The sequence below is a fragment of the Microvirga sp. 2TAF3 genome, from assembly GCF_052114965.1.
Lineage (GTDB): Bacteria > Pseudomonadota > Alphaproteobacteria > Rhizobiales > Beijerinckiaceae > Microvirga.
Genome location: NZ_JBFRFT010000010.1, coordinates 45,021 through 62,362 on the forward strand (window position 1 = coordinate 45,021; position 17,342 = coordinate 62,362).

The following is a 17,342-nucleotide window of genomic DNA, read 5'->3' on the forward strand; positions in this document are numbered from 1 at the left end:
CATGAGACCGGTAGGCAAGACGGTCTGGGCAATAGCGGAGGGCTATATTCCGTCGCAAAGCACAAGCGGCGATCGAGCCTTCGTTTCTCATGAGACGGCTTGCATTCTCAACGCTGGGCCGTCCGATGCTCATCTTGCGGTCACCGTATTCTTTTCCGACCGGGATCCGGTCGGGCCGTATCGCGTGAGGGTACCGGCGGGACGCACGCTGCACCTACGGTTCAATGATCTCCAAGATCCAGAAGCCATTCCGCGCGACACGGACTATTCGTCGCTGTTCGAATCCGACGTGCCTGTCGTGATCCAGCATACGCGGCTCGACTCGAGAAAGGCGGAGCTCGCGCTCCTCACGACCACTGCCTATAGCCAGGACTAAGGGAGAAAGCGAAGGAGGGAGCATGGTGGAAGCGGCATGCGGCGCATCGAAGATTACGCACTGATCGGTGATTGCGAGACAGCGGCGCTCGTCGCTAAGGATGGCTCGATCGATTGGCTGTGCTGGCCCCGATTCGACTCGGAGGCTTGCTTTGCGGCCCTGCTGGGAAAACCTGAACACGGACGCTGGCTTATCGCGCCTTCCTGTCCGGTAAGCCGGATCAGGCGACGATACAAGGAATCCACTCTCATCCTTGAAACGGAATTCGAAACCTCTCAGGGCATCGTGACGCTCATTGATTTCATGCCGATCCGGGATGATAGCTCGCGTCTCGTCAGGATTGTTACCGGACAGAAGGGTGAGGTTCCGCTGAGATCCGAGTTCGTTCTTCGTTTCGATTATGGCCGTTTCATACCTTGGGTGGAGCGCCCTGGCGAGAGTTGCCTGCAAGCTGTCTCCGGTCCCCACGCGGTGACCCTTCGAACAGAGATTCCGCTTGAGAGGAAGCATTGTGAGATATGTGCCGAGTTCCGTGTGCGCGAAGGTCAGCGCATCCCATTCGTGCTCACCTATCGCGCATCGCACCTGCCGCCCCCCGATCCTGCCGATGCCGAGGATGCCCTCCGTCAGACCGAGCAATGGTGGCGCGACTGGACGGGCCGGTGTTCATATCAGGGAGCCTGGGCAGAGGCCGTCAAGCGTTCGCTGGTCACGATCAAGGCGATGACCTACCGCCCAACGGGAGGAATCGTTGCCGCACCTACGAGTTCACTCCCCGAGCAACCGGGCGGCAAGCGAAACTGGGATTATCGATTCTGCTGGTTGCGGGATGCCACTTTCATGGTGGCCTGCCTGTTAAAGGCTGGATTTCGCGACGAGGCGCGCGCTTGGCGCGGCTGGCTGCTGCGCGCGATTGCCGGAACGCCCTCCCAAATTCAGCCGATCTACGGGATCGCTGGCGAGCATCGCTTGAACGAGTGGGAGGCCTCTTGGCTGCCCGGCTTCGGCGGGTCCAAGCCCGTGCGAATCGGAAATGCGGCCTTTACTCAGTTTCAGCTCGACGTCTTTGGCGAGATCATGAACGCACTCCACCTCGCCCGCAGGGCGCATATTGATCCAACCGAAGCCGGATGGAACCTGCAGAAAGCCCTTCTCGAACATCTCGGGGCAATCTGGAACGAACCGGACGAAGGGATCTGGGAGGTCAGGGGAGGGCGCCAAGACTTCGTACATTCGAAGGTCATGGCCTGGGTGGGATTTGATCGCGCAATTAAAGCGGTGGAGCAATCGGGCCTTGATGGACCTGTCGAGCAATGGAGAGCGTTGCGCGACAGGATTCACGCCGAGATATGTGAGCGCGGATTCGATCAACAACGGGGAGCCTTCGTTCAAGCGTTCGGCTCGAAGCATCTGGACGCGAGCGCGCTTATCATTCCCATTGTTGGCTTCCTGCCGGCGGACGACCCCAGGGTGAAGAGTACCGTCGCAGCGATCGAGCGTGAGCTTATGCAAGATGGTTTCGTCAAGCGCTATGATACGGACAAGACAGAGGATGGATTGCCGCCGGGGGAAGGCGTGTTTCTCGTGTGCAGCTTCTGGCTCGCGGAGAACTATTCTCTTCAGGGCCGCCACGAAGAGGCGAAGGACCTTTTCGAGCGCCTCCTTTCCCTGCGCAACGATGTCGGACTCCTGGCGGAGGAATATGCCCCGGAAGCCAAGATGCTCCTTGGCAATTTCCCGCAGGCCCTGTCCCACCTCGCCCTAGTCAATACGGCTCACAGACTGTCCTGCGAGTCTCATTTGGCCCGTGCTAGCCTGAATCCTTGAGGGACATGTCTGTATCGCAGGCGAGCATTGTTCTCGAAGCGTGGAGAGGATCGATGAGTGAAAGCAAAAAGCAAGGCTTGAGCAGGAAGAGCGAGAGTAGCGGCTCCCGCCCGGTGGCTGTCGTGACCGGTGCTTCCGCCGGCGTTGGGCGCGCGGTTGCCATCGAATTCGCCCATCGTGGTTATGACGTCGCTCTTCTGGCGCGAGGACAAGAAGGTTTGGAGGGAGCCCGCCGCGACGTGGAGGCAGCAGGAGCCGAGGCCTTCGTCGCTCCTGTCGATACCGCCGATTGCGACAAGGTATTTGCCGCCGCCGATTCTGTCATGGCTCACTGGGGAAGGATTGACGTGTGGGTCAACAATGCGATGGCGACAGTCGTCGGTCCGGTCGACCGCATCACGCCGTCCGAATTCAAGCGGGTCACGGAGGTGACATATCTGGGTACAATCCATGGCACGCTGGCTGCTCTCAGGCACATGCGTCCACGCGATGAGGGAATCATTGTCCAAGTCGGGTCGGCCCTCGCCTACCGTTCGATCCCGCTGCAATCCGCCTATTGCGGAGCGAAAGCCGCAATCCGTGGTTTTACCGACTCTCTCCGGACCGAGCTGTTGCATGATCATAGCGCTATCCGGCTGACGATAGTGCAGCTACCGGGTGTCAACACCCCGCAATTCGACTGGTCCCGCACTCATGAGAGATATCATCATCAGCCGGTTGGGCCGTGCTATGAACCCGATGTCGTCGTCAGAGCGATCGTCGACGCGGCCCAGCAGGGGCCGCGAGAACTCTGGATCGGAACCCCGACGATTGCGGCCATTCTCGGGAACTTCATCGCGCCGGGTATGCTCGACATGTACCTTGCACGAACCGCCTATGAACAACAGCTCTCGGCGAAACCCGTGCTTGCGAGTGATCCCGATATTCTCTTCGAGCCCGCCCACGAGGATCATGGCGCACGTGGCCGGTTCGGGTTCCGAGCCAGGACGAGCCTGATTGATGTCGATCCGGCCTATCTACGTGCGGGTCTCGCATGCGCTGCCTTTGGCTTCGCAGCCATGCTGTTTCTTTTTGGCCGCCAATCCATGAACAGGAGGTTGGAACACGCATCCTGACCAGAGTCGATTTTTCAATCATCCGCGATGCTTCAGCTACCTGAGGATCGAGTCAAAATATCGCTGAGCGTCAATGCGAAGAGGATGATGAGCCACAGGAAGCCGGTTGCCGCGGCGAGGCGGATCAGGGTGCTCGACCGCCTGAGTTCCATGAACAGAAGGGCTACCAATCCAACCTTGATTGCCGCGATTCCGAGGGCCCATACGACGTTGAATGGTCCAAGCGGTATGTAGGCGAAGCCTAATGTCAGACTCAAAAGCGCAAGAAGGGCCGCCCAGATGAGAAGATTGCGGCGCCAGAGGGACCAGACGCCCGCACGTTCCGCCGCATCGCTCATGAGGCCCTCCCGGGGAAATAGAGGAGCGGATAGAGGATGATCCAGATCACGTCGATGAGATGCCAGTAGAGCGCGGTAACCTCGACCTGGGGATTCCCTCGAAGAACGATCCGCCCGAGAGCGCCGAGAAGGCATAGCCGGCCCACGAGCGCGATCCCGATGGTCAGATGGATCGCGTGCAAGCCAGTCATGGTCCAGTAGAGTGCAAAGAACAGCTGGGCCGCCGCGTCATGCAGAGCAAAGTTGGGGCCCGGCACGAGGCTCTTGCGGATATCCTCGGCATATTCAAACCCCTTCAGGATCCCGAAGGCGAGTCCAAGCCCCGCAGTTGCGGCTAGGCACCAGACGGCGAGGCGCCGCCAACCCCGCTCGGCGCCCTGTGCCGCGACTGCCATGGTAAGGCTGCTCGTCAGAAGGACGGCGGTGTTGATGGTGCCATACCAAATATTGGTCTCGCGGGCCGCGGCTGCGAAGGCTTGCGGGTTCTCGATCCTGTAGACCGTATAGGTCATGAGCAAGGCCCCGAAGAAGAGCAACTCGCTCGCAAGAAAGACCCAGATGCCGAAAGTGGCGCTCTCCCGCTGCCGGGTGAGATCTCGCCAGGGCTCCTTGAGGATGGCGGGCGAATGGCTCACGTTCAATCTCCTTGCCCACGGTGCCTGGGTTGATCCGGAGCCGGCGACATTCCCTCCGGATGATAATCGTAAGGGCCGATATTGATGCGCGGAGTGTGTGGGAAATTTTCTCGTGGAGGGGGCGAGGTCGTCCGCCACTCGAGGCCTGTCGCGTCCCAAGGATTGTTGCCGGCACGGCGACCCCAGATCAGGGACCATCCCAGGTATCCGAGCGGCAGGAGATAGGCGGCGGCAAGGATTCCGGCGCCAGCGGACGACAGCACGTTGTAGACCTGAAATTCGGGAGGATAGACGTGATAGCGTCGCGGCATCCCGAGATAGCCGACGATGAACTGCGGGAAGAAAGTGAAGTTGAAGCCGAAGAACATCAGGATCGCCGCGAAGCGCGCCCAGGATTCCGGATACAGCCGGCCCGTGATCTTCGGCCACCAGTAGTGCAGCCCGGCAAAGAAAGCCGACACCGTGCCTCCGACCATGATGTAGTGGAAATGGGCGACGACGAAGTAGGTGTCGGTCACGTGCACATCGACCGGGATTGAAGCCAGGAACAGCCCGGTCAATCCGCCGATCGTAAACAGGCCCAGGAAGCCCAACGCATAGAGCATAGGCGCCTCGAAGCCGATTTGACCTCGGTAGAGGGTCGCCGTCCAGTTGAAGACCTTGATCGCCGACGGCACCGCGACGACGAAGGACAGGAACGAGAAGATAAGCGCGGCGTAGGGCGAGATGCCGGCTACGAACATATGGTGGCCCCAGACGAAGAAGCCGATGCCAGCAATGCCGACTATGGCATAGACCATGAATCTGTATCCGAATATGCGCCGGCGCGCGAAGCAGGTAATCACCTCCGAGATCACGCCCATGGCGGGCAGGACCATGATGTAGACCGCCGGGTGGCTGTAGAACCAGAACAGGTGTTGGAACAGGAGAGGGTCGCCGCCGCGCGACGGATCGAAGATCGGCAGACTCAGCCAGCGCTCCGCTATGATGAGGAGAAGCGTGATGGCAAGCACCGGGGTCGAAAGTACCATGACGATGCTGGTGGCGTAAATCGCCCATACGAACAGCGGCAGCCGGAACCATGTCATGCCTGGTGCGCGCAACATGTGCGTTGTCGCAATGAAATTCACGCCCGTGGCTATCGAGGAAAACCCGGCCAGGAACACGCCGGCGGCAGCTGCAAGGACATGAGTGTTGGAGAGCATGGTCGAATAGGGGGTATAGAACGTCCATCCCGTATCGACCCCGCCGACGATCAACGCATAAATGGTCAGGAGCGCTCCGCCGATGTTCAAATACCAGCTCAATAGGTTGAGACGGGGAAATGCGACATCCGGTGCGCCGATCATCAACGGCAGGAGAAAATTCCCGAAAGTGTTAGGAATGGACGGGATCATGAAGAACCAGACCATGACCACGCCGTGAAGCGTAAAGAGCTTGTTGTAGGTATCAGCGGTGATGACGTCGGCTTCTGGTGTGAACAGTTCGAGGCGCACGATGGAAATCGCCGCGCCGCCAAGAAAGAAGAACAGGGTAATCGAGATCGCATAAAGGATCGCGATCCGCTTGTGGTCCGTGCTCATGAGCCAGGAGCCGAGCGTGTGCCCTGCGCCGAGGTAGTCAGTCTCAGATGAAAGAGGCTGTTCGCCGGAGGAAGCGGCGGCGGTCGTCATGGCTTGGCTCCATCGGATTCGCCGGAAGGCCGACCCTCGATGGCGTTTCCGGGAGCCAGGGCAGGGCCGCGCCCCGCCTGGCCGGTCGCTAGCGACCGTATGTAGGCGACGAGGCTTTGTATCTCCCCGTCCGAGAGGATACTGGCAAAGCTCGGCATGATCGCCTCGTAGCCGGCGACGACATCGCGCCCGGGCTGCAGAATCGAATCCCGGATGTAGGCGTCGTCGGCCGTGACGGTGCGACCGTCGGCCAGTTGCACGGTGCGGCCGTAGAGTCCGGCAAGATTCGGAGCATGGACCGGGGAGGACGGAGCATGACATCCGGAACAACCGCGCGTGGCGAAGAGAGCCGCTCCCTCATGGGCGAGATCATCGCCCTCGGGCTGGGCCGTCAGCCATCGGGCATAGTCTTCCGGCGTCATGATGACAATGCGGCCAAGCATGCGCGAATGATCGGTGCCGCAGAACTCGGCGCAGAAAAGATGGAACACTCCGAGCTTGCTTGCCTCGAACCACGTCTCTGTATAGCGGCCCGGAAGCACATCCTTCTTGATCCGGAAGGCGGGCATGAAGAAGGAGTGGATCGCATCCTGCGACGTCATGATGAGGCGGACCGGGACACCGAGCGGCGCGTGCAACTCGTTGATCTCGCGGGCGCCATTGGAATGCTGTGTCTTCCACATCCACTGCTTGGCGACCACATGGATCTCGATGGCATCCTTGGGAGGAGCAAGTGCCGAGAGTTGCGAGGACCCGGCCCACCAGAACAGGAAGAGAAAGACGAACAGGGTCGTCGCGGTCCAGCCGATCTCAAACTCGCGGCTGAGGATCGGAGGCAGGCTACCCCGGTTCGCTCTCGAGCCGCGGCGATAGCGGATCGCGAAGGTAGCGACGAGTACGAGCACGAGGAGAATAATTGCGGATGAAAGGCCCAGCAGGGCGAAGAAGAGTGTGTCGGTCTTAGCCGCCTGCGTCGAGGCCACATCGGGCATCAGGCTGGAGAACATCAAGATTTCCCCTCGTGAGAGAACCCGGCGCGGCGCGAGCGCCGGTAAAGGGCTGCGAGGGCGAGCCCAAATCCGGCGAGGGTGCCTGCGCCGGCCAACTGAAGGATGCGGCGGATCATGGGTGTATAAATGCCGTGCACGGCATCAAAGCCGTAGCATAGCAGCGTGATGCGGTCCGTCAGTCCGCCGACATGTCCCTGTCCAGCCTCGACTAGGGCTAGGCGCAAATCCAGTGGGTCAAGCGCAAGTGTCGAAAGAACGCGCGAGATCCGTCCATCAGGCAAGAGTGTCACCACGCCGCTCGGATGGGCGAATTGATCGTGTTCGACATCGTAAGCTGTCCGGTAACCGAGGGCCGTCAGAAGCGCCTTAACCGTCCGGGCATCGCCCAGCAGAACCGATGTCGACGAAAAGAGTGCCTCATCACCGATCCTGGTTCGGACGAGCGTTCGTGCATCGCCCGAGCTGTCCTTCGGATCGATGCCGACCACGATCAGGCGATAGTCGTCCCCTGCATTAAGGTTGGTTTGGGCGAGGGCGGAGGCCACGATCGAGAGCGCCGGACCGCACGTGGTTCGACAGGTATAGTCGACCGGTATTAGGAGCCCCGCTCGACCGGCGAGCGCCTCGCCAAGAGTAACGGTGCTGCTCTGGAGATCTCGGAACACGAGAGAGGTCGGTACCTGCGCCTCCAGCCCGGGAGCGAAGGCCACCTCCGAGAGGCCGCGTTCGGTCAGGCCCGCCAGTGCTGGACAGGTGAGGATGAGCGCGATGAAGGCTGCGAGGAACGGCTTCATGGCTGCTTCTCCGGCAAGCGAATGGGCGAGGGTTCCGCCGGTGGGTCGAGCGGAGCATAGGCATCGGCACCACGCGCTGCGATCAGATCCATCGCCCGGTCAATCGGGATACGCACAAGACCTTGGCCGCGATCCACCCAGGCGTAGCCTGTCAGCTGCTGCCGCTGTTTTGCCTGGAAACGGCGCAGGTCCTCGGTCGGATTGGATTGGAGGCGCGGCTCGGCAAAGGAATGGGGCGGAATGACCGCCAGCCCATGCACGTCCCACGCGTAATAGACGCGAAGCCCCAGGAGCGAGAGGCCGACGAAGGCGAAGAACCCGAGCACTGCGAACAGTACCGACCGCGCCGCCACATCCGGCGCCTCAATGGAAGACCCGGACACATCCGATGTCTGAGCAGACGGATGTATCCTCGATGTTTGGGTTCTTCGCGTAAGGTGTGCTCGAAATCCCAAGAAAAACGCCAAGCCGGCCAATCCGAGCATGGTTGCGAACGTGGACCGCGCCGGTCCCCTCGGCGACTGGTGAGATGCATTGGTTGATCGTTCATCACTCGGCATGGTCCACATTCCTGCCGGGGCGCAGCATAGCGCCCCTGATGAGTCCGACCGAGATGCCGGCCATCGCGACCATCGCGATTGCGGCAGCAATCAGCCATCCCGAGACGAAAGTGGGCGCGACGAGCCATTCCACATGGAGCCAGATCCCCACGAGGATCATCCCGCCAACGATCCGCAACACGCGTCGGCTTTGGCGCAGGCTGCGTTTGAGCAGCATGGCGAGCGGGATCGCTGCTCCGACCAAGAAAGCGGCAGTGATAATCCAGTTCCAGCCGTTGGTATCGCGCTTCAGATACCAAGCTGCTTTTTCCGGCAGATCACCGTACCAAATGACGATGTAGGACATGAGACCGAGATAGACGACACCCAACAGAGCCGCGATCAGGAAGGCACCGATGTCGGCGGTCGCAGGATCATTGGGAGCTTCGGGAGCAGAGACTGCGGCCCATGCGAGCGCGGCCAGAATCTGCTGGATGGCGATGCTCGCCGCGAAGGCGGTCGATGCGAAATGAGGGTCGACGGACAGAATCCAGTCGATGGCCGTGAAACTCACGACAAAACCATGGAAAGCAAGTCCAAGACCTGCCGTAAGCTTTGTGCAACGGCCCTGAACCACCAGAATGGAGAGCAACGACCAACCACCAAGCGCCACGAAAGCACGTATGATGAGGCTTGGGGCGTTGAGATAAAAATGGCTTACGTCCGGCGGCAAAATCGCGGGTTGCGTCGCCCATGGGTAAATGGCCGTGAGACCAAACACGACCGGGAGAAACGCGAGCGCGACAAGCGGCATCAGGCTTGCGGCAGGCAAGAGCGCGGGAGCAAGAGCATTACCCCATCTGCCGCCGACGAGGCGATGGATCAGGAGAAGGATCAGGCTTCCGACCGGGATGCTGCTCCAGAACAGAAAGGCCATAAGCCAGCCCTGCGCCACGGCAACGGGAGCGAAGGCCGATCCGGCCGCGAGGGTCGCAAGGCTGACAAGACCAATCGCGAGCGTGGTGACCGCAGATCGGGAGATATAAGAGGGCAGCGCTGCACTCGTCATGGCAGCTGCTCCCTGACTTCAGGCACGCTCGCTAATTGTGCGCGCTGCGAAAGCTGAAGGGCGCGGATATAGGCCACGATTGCCCAGCGGTCTCGGGGCGGTACGCGGGCCGCATAGGAATACATCGCGCCATAGCCGTTGGTGATGACATCGAAGAAGTGCTGCGCCGGCGCGGCTCTGAGCCGAGCGGTGTGATAGGAGGGCGGTGCCGGAAAACCACGCGCGACGATCATGCCGTCGCCGAAGCCGGCCGCGCCATGACAAGGCGTACAGAAGATCCGGTAGCGTTCCTGTCCGCGGCGCAGGAGCGCCGCATCCGCAACGGGGGCGTGGTCCGCCTCTTGCGCAAGAGCGATGTCGCCACGCGCGACGACGCCATCTGGGAGAGGGCGGGCCTCGGAGCCGTCGGGCCAGAGGGCTGCGGGCCCATACACGTCGTAGCGGTTCTGCTGACGCATGGACTGGTCCTTGCAGCCAGTAACAACGAGTAATGATGCCAGGATCAAGGCGGCCCGTCTCATGATTTCACCTCCGAGATCGTGAGTGCACCGGAGTCGAGAAGAAGGTTGCGCAGGCTCCCGTCCTGTTTGTCGGTTGCCTCCTGTGTCAGCAGAAAGAAGCGGTCCTGGCTTGCCCGCTCAAAGCCTGCCACATCAAAGAGCGAATGGTGAAGGCGGGGCAAGCCGCACTGCCGAAAGAAGGCCACGAGGCCTGCCAGTGCTGCAACGAGCATGCCTACCTCGCAGGGAACGAGCAGGAACACGGGCCAGCTGTTCAGGGGGCGCCCGCCGACGTTGAGCGGATAATCATGCACGGCGCTCCACCATTGGAGACCGAAGGCAAAGATTGCTAGGGCCAAGCCTCCAACCAGCATCGCCCAGCGGATGCGGGAGGGCTCCACGCCGAAGGTTTCGGCGAGACCCTCGACCGGGAAGGGTGTGAAGGCATCGACCAGTTGATGGCCGGCATCCTTGGCCCGTCGTGCTGCTTCGACAAGCGTCCCTGCATCGGCGAATTCGGCAAGGATCGATGGCGTCATGCGGGACCCTCCTTTCGGCAGAACTTGCGGACCTCGTACATCGAGACCGCAGGCATGATCCTCACGAACCAGAGGAACATGAAGGCAAAAACGCCAAACGGGCCGATCAGCAGCGTCCAATCCGAGAGGGTTGGATGGAATAGCCGCCAGAGGCTCGGCATGTATCCATGAGAAAGTGTGTTCCAGATAATCAGGATGCGCTCAAGCCACATGCCGACCAGGATAGCGATGGCGATGATTGTCAGAGCCAGGACATTATGGCGGATGGATCTGGACCACAGGGCTTGCGGCAGAAGGCAGTTGCAGAAGAGTACGGTCCAGTAAAGCGGGGCATAATCGCCCGTGAACATGTAGGCGATAAGGCTGCGGTCGGCATGGCCTCCGCCATACCAGGCCACGAACCACTCGGTCGCGTATGAATAGGTCATGATGATCGATCCGGTCAGGATGATCTTTGCCATTGCGTCGAAATGATTGATCGTGATGAGCGACTCGAACTGCAGGCCGTAGCGGACGAGCACGGTCAGCAGGAGAACCATGGCGAAGCCGGAATAGAGAGCGCCGACGACAAAATACGGAGGAAAGATCGTCTCCTGCCAGCCGGGCATGAGGCTCGCGGCGAAATCGAGGCCGACAATGGAATGTACGGAGACGACGAGTGGAACGGCCAGCGCCGCAAGCGTCGTGTGCAAGGTTTCCAGGTGCTTCCAGTGCCGTGCCGAGCCGCGCCAGCCGAGCGCCACGGCACCGTAGAATATCTTTCCGGCCCGTGTGGCCGCTCGGTCACGCAAGGTGGCGAGATCGGGCAGGAGCCCGACATAGAGAAATATGATGGAAAAGATCAGATAGCTGAGGATAGCCCAGAAGTCCCACACGAGGGCGCTGCGCCACTGGGGCCAGACCAACATGGTATTCGGATACGGTGCGAGCCAGTAGAAATAGGTCGGTCGGCCGAGGTGCAGGATCGGGAAGATCCCGGCAATCGAGATGGCGAACAGGGTCATCGACTCGGCGAAACGGTTGATGGAGTGGCGCCAATCCTGGCGTGTCAGCACCAGGATCGAGGAGATGAGCGTGCCGCCGCTGCCAATGGCGATCCACCAGACATAGTTTGCGATGGCATAGCCCCAGACCACGGTCGTGTTCACGCCCCATGACCCAATGCCGTTGATGAACAGCCAGCCGACGGCGGCCATCGTCGCCAACACGAGAAGAAAACTGCCTCCCAGAGCCATCCACCACAGCCGCCCTGGCCGATGCTTGAGGATAGGATCCGCCACCGCGGCGGTGATGGTCTCATAGGAGGCATGTTGCATTGCGAGCCAGGGATGCTCCATGGTCGGCGCCCCTTGCTCGATCCGCCTCATGTCGCGTCTCCATCGAGTGACGGATTCGGATTTTTGGCATCGGCGAGGTAGGTGGTGCGGGGGCGGGTCCCGAGGTGGCCGAGGAGCGCATAGTGGCGTGGATCACTCCTTGCGGAGCGAACGGCCGACATCTCGCTATTGAGGTTTCCGAACGTGATGGCTCGGGTCGGGCAGGCGGCTTGGCATGCGGTGACGACTTCACCCTCGGCGATGGCGCGGTTTTCCCTCTCTGCCGTTTGTCGCGCGCGGCTAATGCGCTGGACGCAATAGGTGCATTTCTCCATGACGCCCCGTGTCCGCACCGTCACTTCCGGGTTGCGTTGCGCCTTGACGGATTCGGCGCCGAGATTGCCGTATTCCTGACCATCGGCATAAGCGAAGAAGTTGAAGCGGCGCACCTTGTAGGGGCAGTTCGCTTCGCAAAAGCGCGTGCCGACGCAACGGTTGTAGACTTGGACATTGAGGCCTTCGCTGTCGTGCACCGAAGCCGCCACCGGGCATACCGGCTCACATGGGGCCTGCTCGCAGTGCATGCAGGGTACGGGCTGGAAGCCCGGCCTGGGGTACTCCCGCGTCCCGTGATCATAAATGTCGATGCGCAGCCAGTGCATGTCGCGTCCCTGCGCGATCTCCTCCGGGCCGACCACGGGGACGTTGTTCTCAGCCTGGCAGGCGACGACACAGGCGTTGCAGCCGATGCACGCGGCGGTATCGATCGCCATGCCCCAGGCGTAGCTTTCATAATTCCACGGTGGATACAGGCTCGGCAGTTCGCTGGCCTTATGATGGGCGGTTCCGCCTTGGGCAAGGTCTGCGAGCCGGATCACGGGATAGAGATCGCGCACATCACCCTGTAGCTGCACATAATTCTGCGTATTCAGAATTTCCTGCCGACCACCGCTCTTAGTCAAATGCACGCCCTCGATCACCCATGGCGCATTCGAGGTGCGGATTTCATAGCCGTTGATGCCGACCTGCGTACCGATCTTGCCGGCCCGTCTCCGGCCGTAGCCTAGGGTCAAGCTCGCCACCCCGGGCGCATGCCCCGGCTCGACGATCACCGGCCCGGTCACGGCTCGCCCGTTCGCTTCGATGTGCACGATGTCGCCCGTCGAGAGCCCAAACCTCTGCGCATCCGAGGGGCCGAGCGCCAGGGCATTGCCCCAGACCTGCTTCGTGATCGGCTTCGGGCATTCCTGCAGCCAGGCATTGTTGGCGAAGCTGCCGTCCCACAGGCATGCGTCAGGGCTCAGGACGACCGTCAGATCCTCTGGAGCACGCGCTGGCACAATTGCCGGAAGACGTGGCCGTGGCATCACGACGGGCTTCGCCGTGCTCCCTGTCAGCACTCCGTCATGGAGTGCCTGACGCCACCAGGCGTCGAAACCGGGAAGACCCGTGGTGGCCCATGTCTCGCGCACGAGATCATAAGCTGACGCGTCGTCGAATCCGAGCAAACTTGCCAGAAGCTCATGCGCTGTGCGGGTGGCGTAAAGCGGGCGGATCAGGGGTTGCACGAGGCTCGCCGTGCCATCGATAGCTCGCAGGTCCGACCAGCTCTCAAGGGGATGGGATTGCGGAACATGCCAATGGCAGCCCGCCGCGGTCTCGTCGGTGTACAGCCCCATGTGAACGCTGAACGAAGCTTTCTTCAGCCCTTCCTGGAATCCAAGGTCGGCTGGTGCATCATAGGCTGGGTTGGCGCCGATCACGACGAGCGTCTGGACGCGGCCTTCATCGAGAACTTGCGCTAGGTCTTGAAGCGGCTCGGGTGTGCCGAAGAGACTGTCGACGGGTTCGATGAAATCGATCGGTGCCCCGAGCTCCGCATTGATCCAGTGAATGAGCGCCTGTGTCTCCGGCGGAAGCCCGCGCCCGGCTAGGACGAGCGCGCTTCCGTGATGAGCGAGGAAATCCTGTGTGCAGGCATCAACGAACCGCCCCGCCGCTTCAGGCAGATCCGGCTTCGGAAGTCCGGCATCAAGGGAATTCGCAATGGCGATTGCGGCATTATGGATGAGTTTTGGATGGAGCATGAACCGCTGATCGGCCTTGACGCCCGTCAGAGTCAGCGCAGTCTCGATGACATAGAGACGCGACGGCGCGGGATCTCGACCGAACAATCTGCGTCCGTCGGTCCAGTTCCGCGCATCCTGGATCTGACCCGGCCCGGGCCCCAGCGGGTCGGCATCCAACGAGAGGATCACCCGCGCTTGATCGAGCCGTGCCAGAGGTTGCACAGGACGGCCGAACGCGAGGATCGTGCCAGCGCGCTCCGTCTCGTTTCCAATGGGCTCATAGGAATGCCAGCGAGCGCCGGGAAATTGCTTCAGGACAAGATCGATCTGACGCAGGAGGGTTGGCGAACTGATGCGACCGGTCAGGAGTCGCAGGCCATCGCCCCCCCGGGCACGATGACGATCGATGTGCGGACGAAGCGCCTTGAGGAACATGTCCCATGATGCGATCGAACCCTCATGCAGCGCGACCCGCGAACGATCAGGGTCATAGAGCCCGAAGATCGCGGCCTCCGCGAAAACGTCGGTCGATCCTAGGCTCGCGGGGTGGAGAGGATTGCCCTCTACCTTGATCGGCCGCCCATCGACCGAAGTACAAACGACTCCGCGCCCGTAGCCGCCAAGCGGCAAGGTCGTCGCGAACCCAAGGGGTTCCCCTGGCGTCAATCTCTCGGGCATGCGCACGTATGGGAAGATTTCCTCGTCGGGCCCGCTGCATGATCCAAGTGTGAGCGTGATCTGCGCGGCAAGCATTCTCAATGCGTCGCGGCGGGAGAGTGCGCGCGAACCGGCTTCACTAGCCGGCGCGGCCGAAGGATGATCGGCAGGGGGCGCTGTCAGCGATGACATGTCGAGCAATCGGTTAGATGTTGCGTTCTAATATGATACTCTCCCATGAGACGCTTGCCCTGCTCGTCCAGGTTCTTCGGTGGTGCCCAGGCCATGTCGAACACCTCCTCGCGTGGGCGCAGGTTCGGCGCGGGATCGCGATGGCAATCAAGACACCAGCCCATCGTGAGCGGAACAGCTTGTCGCATCAGTGGCATCTGGTCGACACGCCCATGACACGTGGAGCACCCAACACCCTTGGCAACATGAATTGCGTGGTCGAAGTAGACGTAATCCGGGAGATTATGGACGCGCCGCCAGCGTAGGGGCCGATCGTCTGCAAGACTTGCTCGCACCGGTGCAAGCATGCCGGCATTGGTCCATATCTGCGAGTGACAGGTCATGCAGGTTCCCGTGGGTGGAATGCCAGCAAAGCGCGCCTGTTCTACCGAGGTGTGGCAATAGCGGCAGTCGATGCCCAGCCCGCCGACGTGGTGCTCATGGCTGAAAGGGACCGGCTGCTCACGCACCAAGTCCTGCCCCGTGATATAAGGGGAGCGCATGATCATATAGCCGAGGAAAAGGAGCAGGGTTGGGACCGCCCCGAGCGAGACAAACACAACTCGCGCTATGGTGTCCGCTCGTGGGTGAAAGATCTGCATCCTTTTCCCTTGGCGTTTAGATCCACATATCGGCACTCGCGTATTCAGGACGGCTACAAAGTACGATGCGCAGGTCTGCCCGGACACATTCCTTGTCTCGCACCGTGAAGAAGATTCTTTCCCAAGCGGACGCCATGATCCGGGACAATTGAGATCTCATCTCTAGGTGTCAGACAAAGAAGTCCAAATTTATGGCGTTACATGCAAAACATGTGGCCCGTAACCTGAGTTTCACGGGGCGTGACTGCTACAAGGACTCATATGGAACCATGATAGCTAAAATTTGCGCGGCTTATTCCAAGTAATTCGCGGGATGTGGTAAATAGATCCACAAATACGACAACTTTCTTAAGGTTGCCCGTAAATAGTAGTCGGGCTTGCGCATGGATATGGTGAGCTGAGGGGGCAAATGGGGTACGTATCCTCGTGCCCGGTTTGCTCAATGAATCTGCTCCTGCATCAACGTCTCAAGCATTTAATGAAACAAGTTTTATGAGAGCTTCTTCTATTTGGCGGCAGCGGCCGAAAAGGCACGCGCGTCGGAACTCGTCATGAGGTCGCCGGCTTCATTTGTTCTGCTGGTTCTGCTACCCGCTCGGCAGTGCGCCTCACCTCTGCCATTCCCCGCCTGCGGCCGACCCCCTGGCTGGCTGCCTATCCGCTCTGGGCTCCCAGTGCGCTGTTGAAGACTTGGTCATGGAGCCCGAGCGCATTGATGAGAGTTACATCGGATCGGCCGGCGGGAGCCAAGCTCTGCGGCTTCTGGTAGGCTTCTGTCACCCTCATGCTTTCGGCTCCCATCTGCCGTCCAGGTTGCCCACATTCTGGCCCTTCTGACCCAATGCCTGCTGAGGCGGATGCCGTATGTTTCGATACAAAGTAACTTGTCGCTGAGGTTAACGATACCGTTTCTTTGTAGTCGAGTTGACGAGATAACTCCGCAGTCAGCGCAGGCAAGCTTGGCGTCGACAGGATCGGGCTGACGACGGTGCTCAACGAGGCGGCGCACTGTCCTTCAATCAACATCTTGCACACGGCTCCCTAGCGTACAAACTTTCGTCGTCATAGAGCGCCTCCCAGGAACACCTCAAAGCAGGAAGATGTAACCTCGAAGATGTAACCTCGATGAACGCCAATGTCATTGGAATGGAGTGCGTGTACTCATGCGGTCAGGGTGGCCTTTCATGACTTCCAAGAGTTCGGTGGGTTTTCTTGTGACGGTCAGCTTAGCAGACTTGCTCACAGGTCCAGATTACGCAGATGCTAAGACCGGAAAGGCCAAATGCGAACAGCTTATCGATGCCGTTCGAAAGCTGTCTCCTTGAGTGTCTGCAAATCTATCGTCAGGGCAATCGATAGGAAGCCATCATCGACACGATGACCGCCTCACCAAAGAACACCACCACGGTTACACGAGCTGGCCGCTCGATCGGCCGAGCAACGCGGCATCGGATGTCCTGCGCATTTGGCTACGAGAGGCACCTTTAGTAACGCGTGCACGTGGCGATGCCCTGTCCCGGAGAGTGCGCTGATGAGCAGGATTGAGAACCGAACCTTCGATGAGCTGCAGATCGGCGACTCGGCTAGCATCGTTCGTACGCTGACCTTCAAAGACATCGAACTCTTTGCTGCCATGTCGGGCGACGTCAATCCGGCGCATGTCGATCCGGAATTCGCGAGGAGCGACATGTTTCATAAGGTGGTGGCCCATGGCATGTGGGGCGGTGCCCTTATCTCGACGGTCCTCGGCACCAAACTTCCGGGGCCTGGAACCTTTTATCTTGCCCAGACCCTTCGCTTTCGGAGACCGATCGGCCTCGGCGATACGGTGACCGTGACCGTCAAGGTGGCGCAGAAGAGCGGGCAGGACCATCGGGTTAGCCTCGATTGTGCGGCTCTCAACCAGCGTGGAGAGGTCGTAATTGAGGGCGTTGCGGATGTGATCGCCCCCATGGAGAAGGTGTCGCGAGAACGGGTGACCTTATCGGATGTTGCTCTTCGCAAGTAGGAGCACCACTTTGAACGGGTGGTTGAAAAGGCGAAAGGGCTTGA

The 17,342-nt window shown here is 60.4% G+C and carries 15 protein-coding genes and 1 pseudogene; 4 read left to right on the plus strand and 12 right to left on the minus strand.

Annotated features, from left to right (window positions below; translation table 11 throughout):
• Position 1 precedes the first annotated feature (1 nt).
• The 3 genes and pseudogenes from AB4Y97_RS11800 to AB4Y97_RS11810 all read left to right on the plus strand — a co-directional run bounded on the left by AB4Y97_RS11800 (position 2) and on the right by AB4Y97_RS11810 (position 3,318).
• Positions 2-376, plus strand: coding sequence for a sensory rhodopsin transducer (locus tag AB4Y97_RS11800; protein WP_441999239.1), 375 nt, complete (start codon positions 2-4; stop codon positions 374-376).
• A gap of 21 nt (positions 377-397) precedes the next feature.
• A pseudogene (locus AB4Y97_RS11805) lies at positions 398-2,203 on the plus strand (glycoside hydrolase family 15 protein); the annotation flags it as partial.
• Positions 2,204-2,256: 53 nt separating this feature from the next.
• The gene (locus tag AB4Y97_RS11810) at positions 2,257-3,318 is read left to right on the plus strand and encodes an SDR family oxidoreductase (RefSeq protein ID WP_441999240.1); all 1,062 of its coding nucleotides are present in this window, start codon (positions 2,257-2,259) and stop codon (positions 3,316-3,318) included.
• 32 nt (positions 3,319-3,350) lie between these two features.
• Here AB4Y97_RS11810 and AB4Y97_RS11815 read toward each other — a convergent pair whose 3' ends face one another.
• The 12 genes from AB4Y97_RS11815 to AB4Y97_RS11870 form a co-directional block, all read right to left on the minus strand.
• Positions 3,351-3,656, minus strand: a complete 306-nt coding sequence (locus tag AB4Y97_RS11815) for a cytochrome C oxidase subunit IV family protein (protein ID WP_441999241.1) — start codon at positions 3,654-3,656, stop codon at positions 3,351-3,353.
• Entirely contained in the window at positions 3,653-4,291 is a 639-nt protein-coding gene (locus AB4Y97_RS11820) for a cytochrome c oxidase subunit 3 family protein (RefSeq protein ID WP_441999242.1), read from the minus strand. The genes AB4Y97_RS11815 and AB4Y97_RS11820 overlap by 4 nt, the downstream gene beginning before the upstream one ends.
• A 2-nt stretch (positions 4,292-4,293) precedes the next feature.
• Positions 4,294-5,964, minus strand: a complete 1,671-nt coding sequence (ctaD, locus tag AB4Y97_RS11825; protein WP_441999243.1) for a cytochrome c oxidase subunit I — start codon at positions 5,962-5,964, stop codon at positions 4,294-4,296.
• A complete protein-coding gene (gene coxB / locus AB4Y97_RS11830; protein WP_441999244.1) occupies positions 5,961-6,971 on the minus strand; it encodes a cytochrome c oxidase subunit II in 1,011 nt (336 codons plus the stop codon). Before coxB ends, ctaD begins: the two co-directional genes overlap by 4 nt.
• The gene (locus AB4Y97_RS11835; protein ID WP_441999245.1) at positions 6,971-7,768 is read right to left on the minus strand and encodes an SCO family protein; all 798 of its coding nucleotides are present in this window, start codon (positions 7,766-7,768) and stop codon (positions 6,971-6,973) included. The genes coxB and AB4Y97_RS11835 overlap by 1 nt, the downstream gene beginning before the upstream one ends.
• Positions 7,765-8,151, minus strand: coding sequence for a hypothetical protein (locus AB4Y97_RS11840; protein WP_441999246.1), 387 nt, complete (start codon positions 8,149-8,151; stop codon positions 7,765-7,767). The genes AB4Y97_RS11835 and AB4Y97_RS11840 overlap by 4 nt, the downstream gene beginning before the upstream one ends.
• Before the next feature lie 166 nt (positions 8,152-8,317).
• The gene (locus tag AB4Y97_RS11845) at positions 8,318-9,376 is read right to left on the minus strand and encodes a hypothetical protein (RefSeq protein WP_441999247.1); all 1,059 of its coding nucleotides are present in this window, start codon (positions 9,374-9,376) and stop codon (positions 8,318-8,320) included.
• On the minus strand, positions 9,373-9,897 hold the full coding sequence (locus tag AB4Y97_RS11850; RefSeq protein ID WP_441999248.1) for a c-type cytochrome: 525 nt from the start codon (positions 9,895-9,897) through the stop codon (positions 9,373-9,375). The genes AB4Y97_RS11845 and AB4Y97_RS11850 overlap by 4 nt, the downstream gene beginning before the upstream one ends.
• Positions 9,894-10,415, minus strand: coding sequence for a DUF3341 domain-containing protein (locus tag AB4Y97_RS11855; protein ID WP_441999249.1), 522 nt, complete (start codon positions 10,413-10,415; stop codon positions 9,894-9,896). The genes AB4Y97_RS11850 and AB4Y97_RS11855 overlap by 4 nt, the downstream gene beginning before the upstream one ends.
• A complete protein-coding gene (gene nrfD, locus AB4Y97_RS11860; RefSeq protein ID WP_441999250.1) occupies positions 10,412-11,782 on the minus strand; it encodes an NrfD/PsrC family molybdoenzyme membrane anchor subunit in 1,371 nt (456 codons plus the stop codon). Before nrfD ends, AB4Y97_RS11855 begins: the two co-directional genes overlap by 4 nt.
• The gene (locus AB4Y97_RS11865; protein WP_441999251.1) at positions 11,779-14,649 is read right to left on the minus strand and encodes a 4Fe-4S dicluster domain-containing protein; all 2,871 of its coding nucleotides are present in this window, start codon (positions 14,647-14,649) and stop codon (positions 11,779-11,781) included. The genes nrfD and AB4Y97_RS11865 overlap by 4 nt, the downstream gene beginning before the upstream one ends.
• Complete coding sequence (locus tag AB4Y97_RS11870) at positions 14,637-15,290, minus strand: cytochrome c3 family protein (protein WP_441999252.1); 654 nt, start codon at positions 15,288-15,290, stop codon at positions 14,637-14,639. The genes AB4Y97_RS11865 and AB4Y97_RS11870 overlap by 13 nt, the downstream gene beginning before the upstream one ends.
• Before the next feature lie 1,531 nt (positions 15,291-16,821).
• Between AB4Y97_RS11870 and AB4Y97_RS11875 the strand changes: the two genes are divergently transcribed.
• Complete coding sequence (locus AB4Y97_RS11875) at positions 16,822-17,298, plus strand: MaoC/PaaZ C-terminal domain-containing protein (protein ID WP_441999253.1); 477 nt, start codon at positions 16,822-16,824, stop codon at positions 17,296-17,298.
• Positions 17,299-17,342: the final 44 nt, after the last annotated feature.

Bases quoted from the DNA above. Each gene is read 5' to 3' on its own strand.
- AB4Y97_RS11800 (WP_441999239.1), top strand. From the start codon at position 2: ATGAGACCGGTAGGCAAGACGGTCTGGGCAATAGCGGAGGGCTATATT.
- AB4Y97_RS11810 (WP_441999240.1), top strand. From the start codon at position 2,257: ATGAGTGAAAGCAAAAAGCAAGGCTTGAGCAGGAAGAGCGAGAGTAGC.
- AB4Y97_RS11815 (WP_441999241.1), bottom strand. From the start codon at position 3,656: ATGAGCGATGCGGCGGAACGTGCGGGCGTCTGGTCCCTCTGGCGCCGC.
- ctaD (WP_441999243.1), bottom strand. From the start codon at position 5,964: ATGACGACCGCCGCCGCTTCCTCCGGCGAACAGCCTCTTTCATCTGAG.
- coxB (WP_441999244.1), bottom strand. From the start codon at position 6,971: ATGTTCTCCAGCCTGATGCCCGATGTGGCCTCGACGCAGGCGGCTAAG.
- AB4Y97_RS11835 (WP_441999245.1), bottom strand. From the start codon at position 7,768: ATGAAGCCGTTCCTCGCAGCCTTCATCGCGCTCATCCTCACCTGTCCA.
- AB4Y97_RS11845 (WP_441999247.1), bottom strand. From the start codon at position 9,376: ATGACGAGTGCAGCGCTGCCCTCTTATATCTCCCGATCTGCGGTCACC.
- AB4Y97_RS11850 (WP_441999248.1), bottom strand. From the start codon at position 9,897: ATGAGACGGGCCGCCTTGATCCTGGCATCATTACTCGTTGTTACTGGC.
- AB4Y97_RS11855 (WP_441999249.1), bottom strand. From the start codon at position 10,415: ATGACGCCATCGATCCTTGCCGAATTCGCCGATGCAGGGACGCTTGTC.
- nrfD (WP_441999250.1), bottom strand. From the start codon at position 11,782: ATGAGGCGGATCGAGCAAGGGGCGCCGACCATGGAGCATCCCTGGCTC.
- AB4Y97_RS11865 (WP_441999251.1), bottom strand. From the start codon at position 14,649: ATGTCATCGCTGACAGCGCCCCCTGCCGATCATCCTTCGGCCGCGCCG.
- AB4Y97_RS11870 (WP_441999252.1), bottom strand. From the start codon at position 15,290: ATGCAGATCTTTCACCCACGAGCGGACACCATAGCGCGAGTTGTGTTT.
- AB4Y97_RS11875 (WP_441999253.1), top strand. From the start codon at position 16,822: ATGAGCAGGATTGAGAACCGAACCTTCGATGAGCTGCAGATCGGCGAC.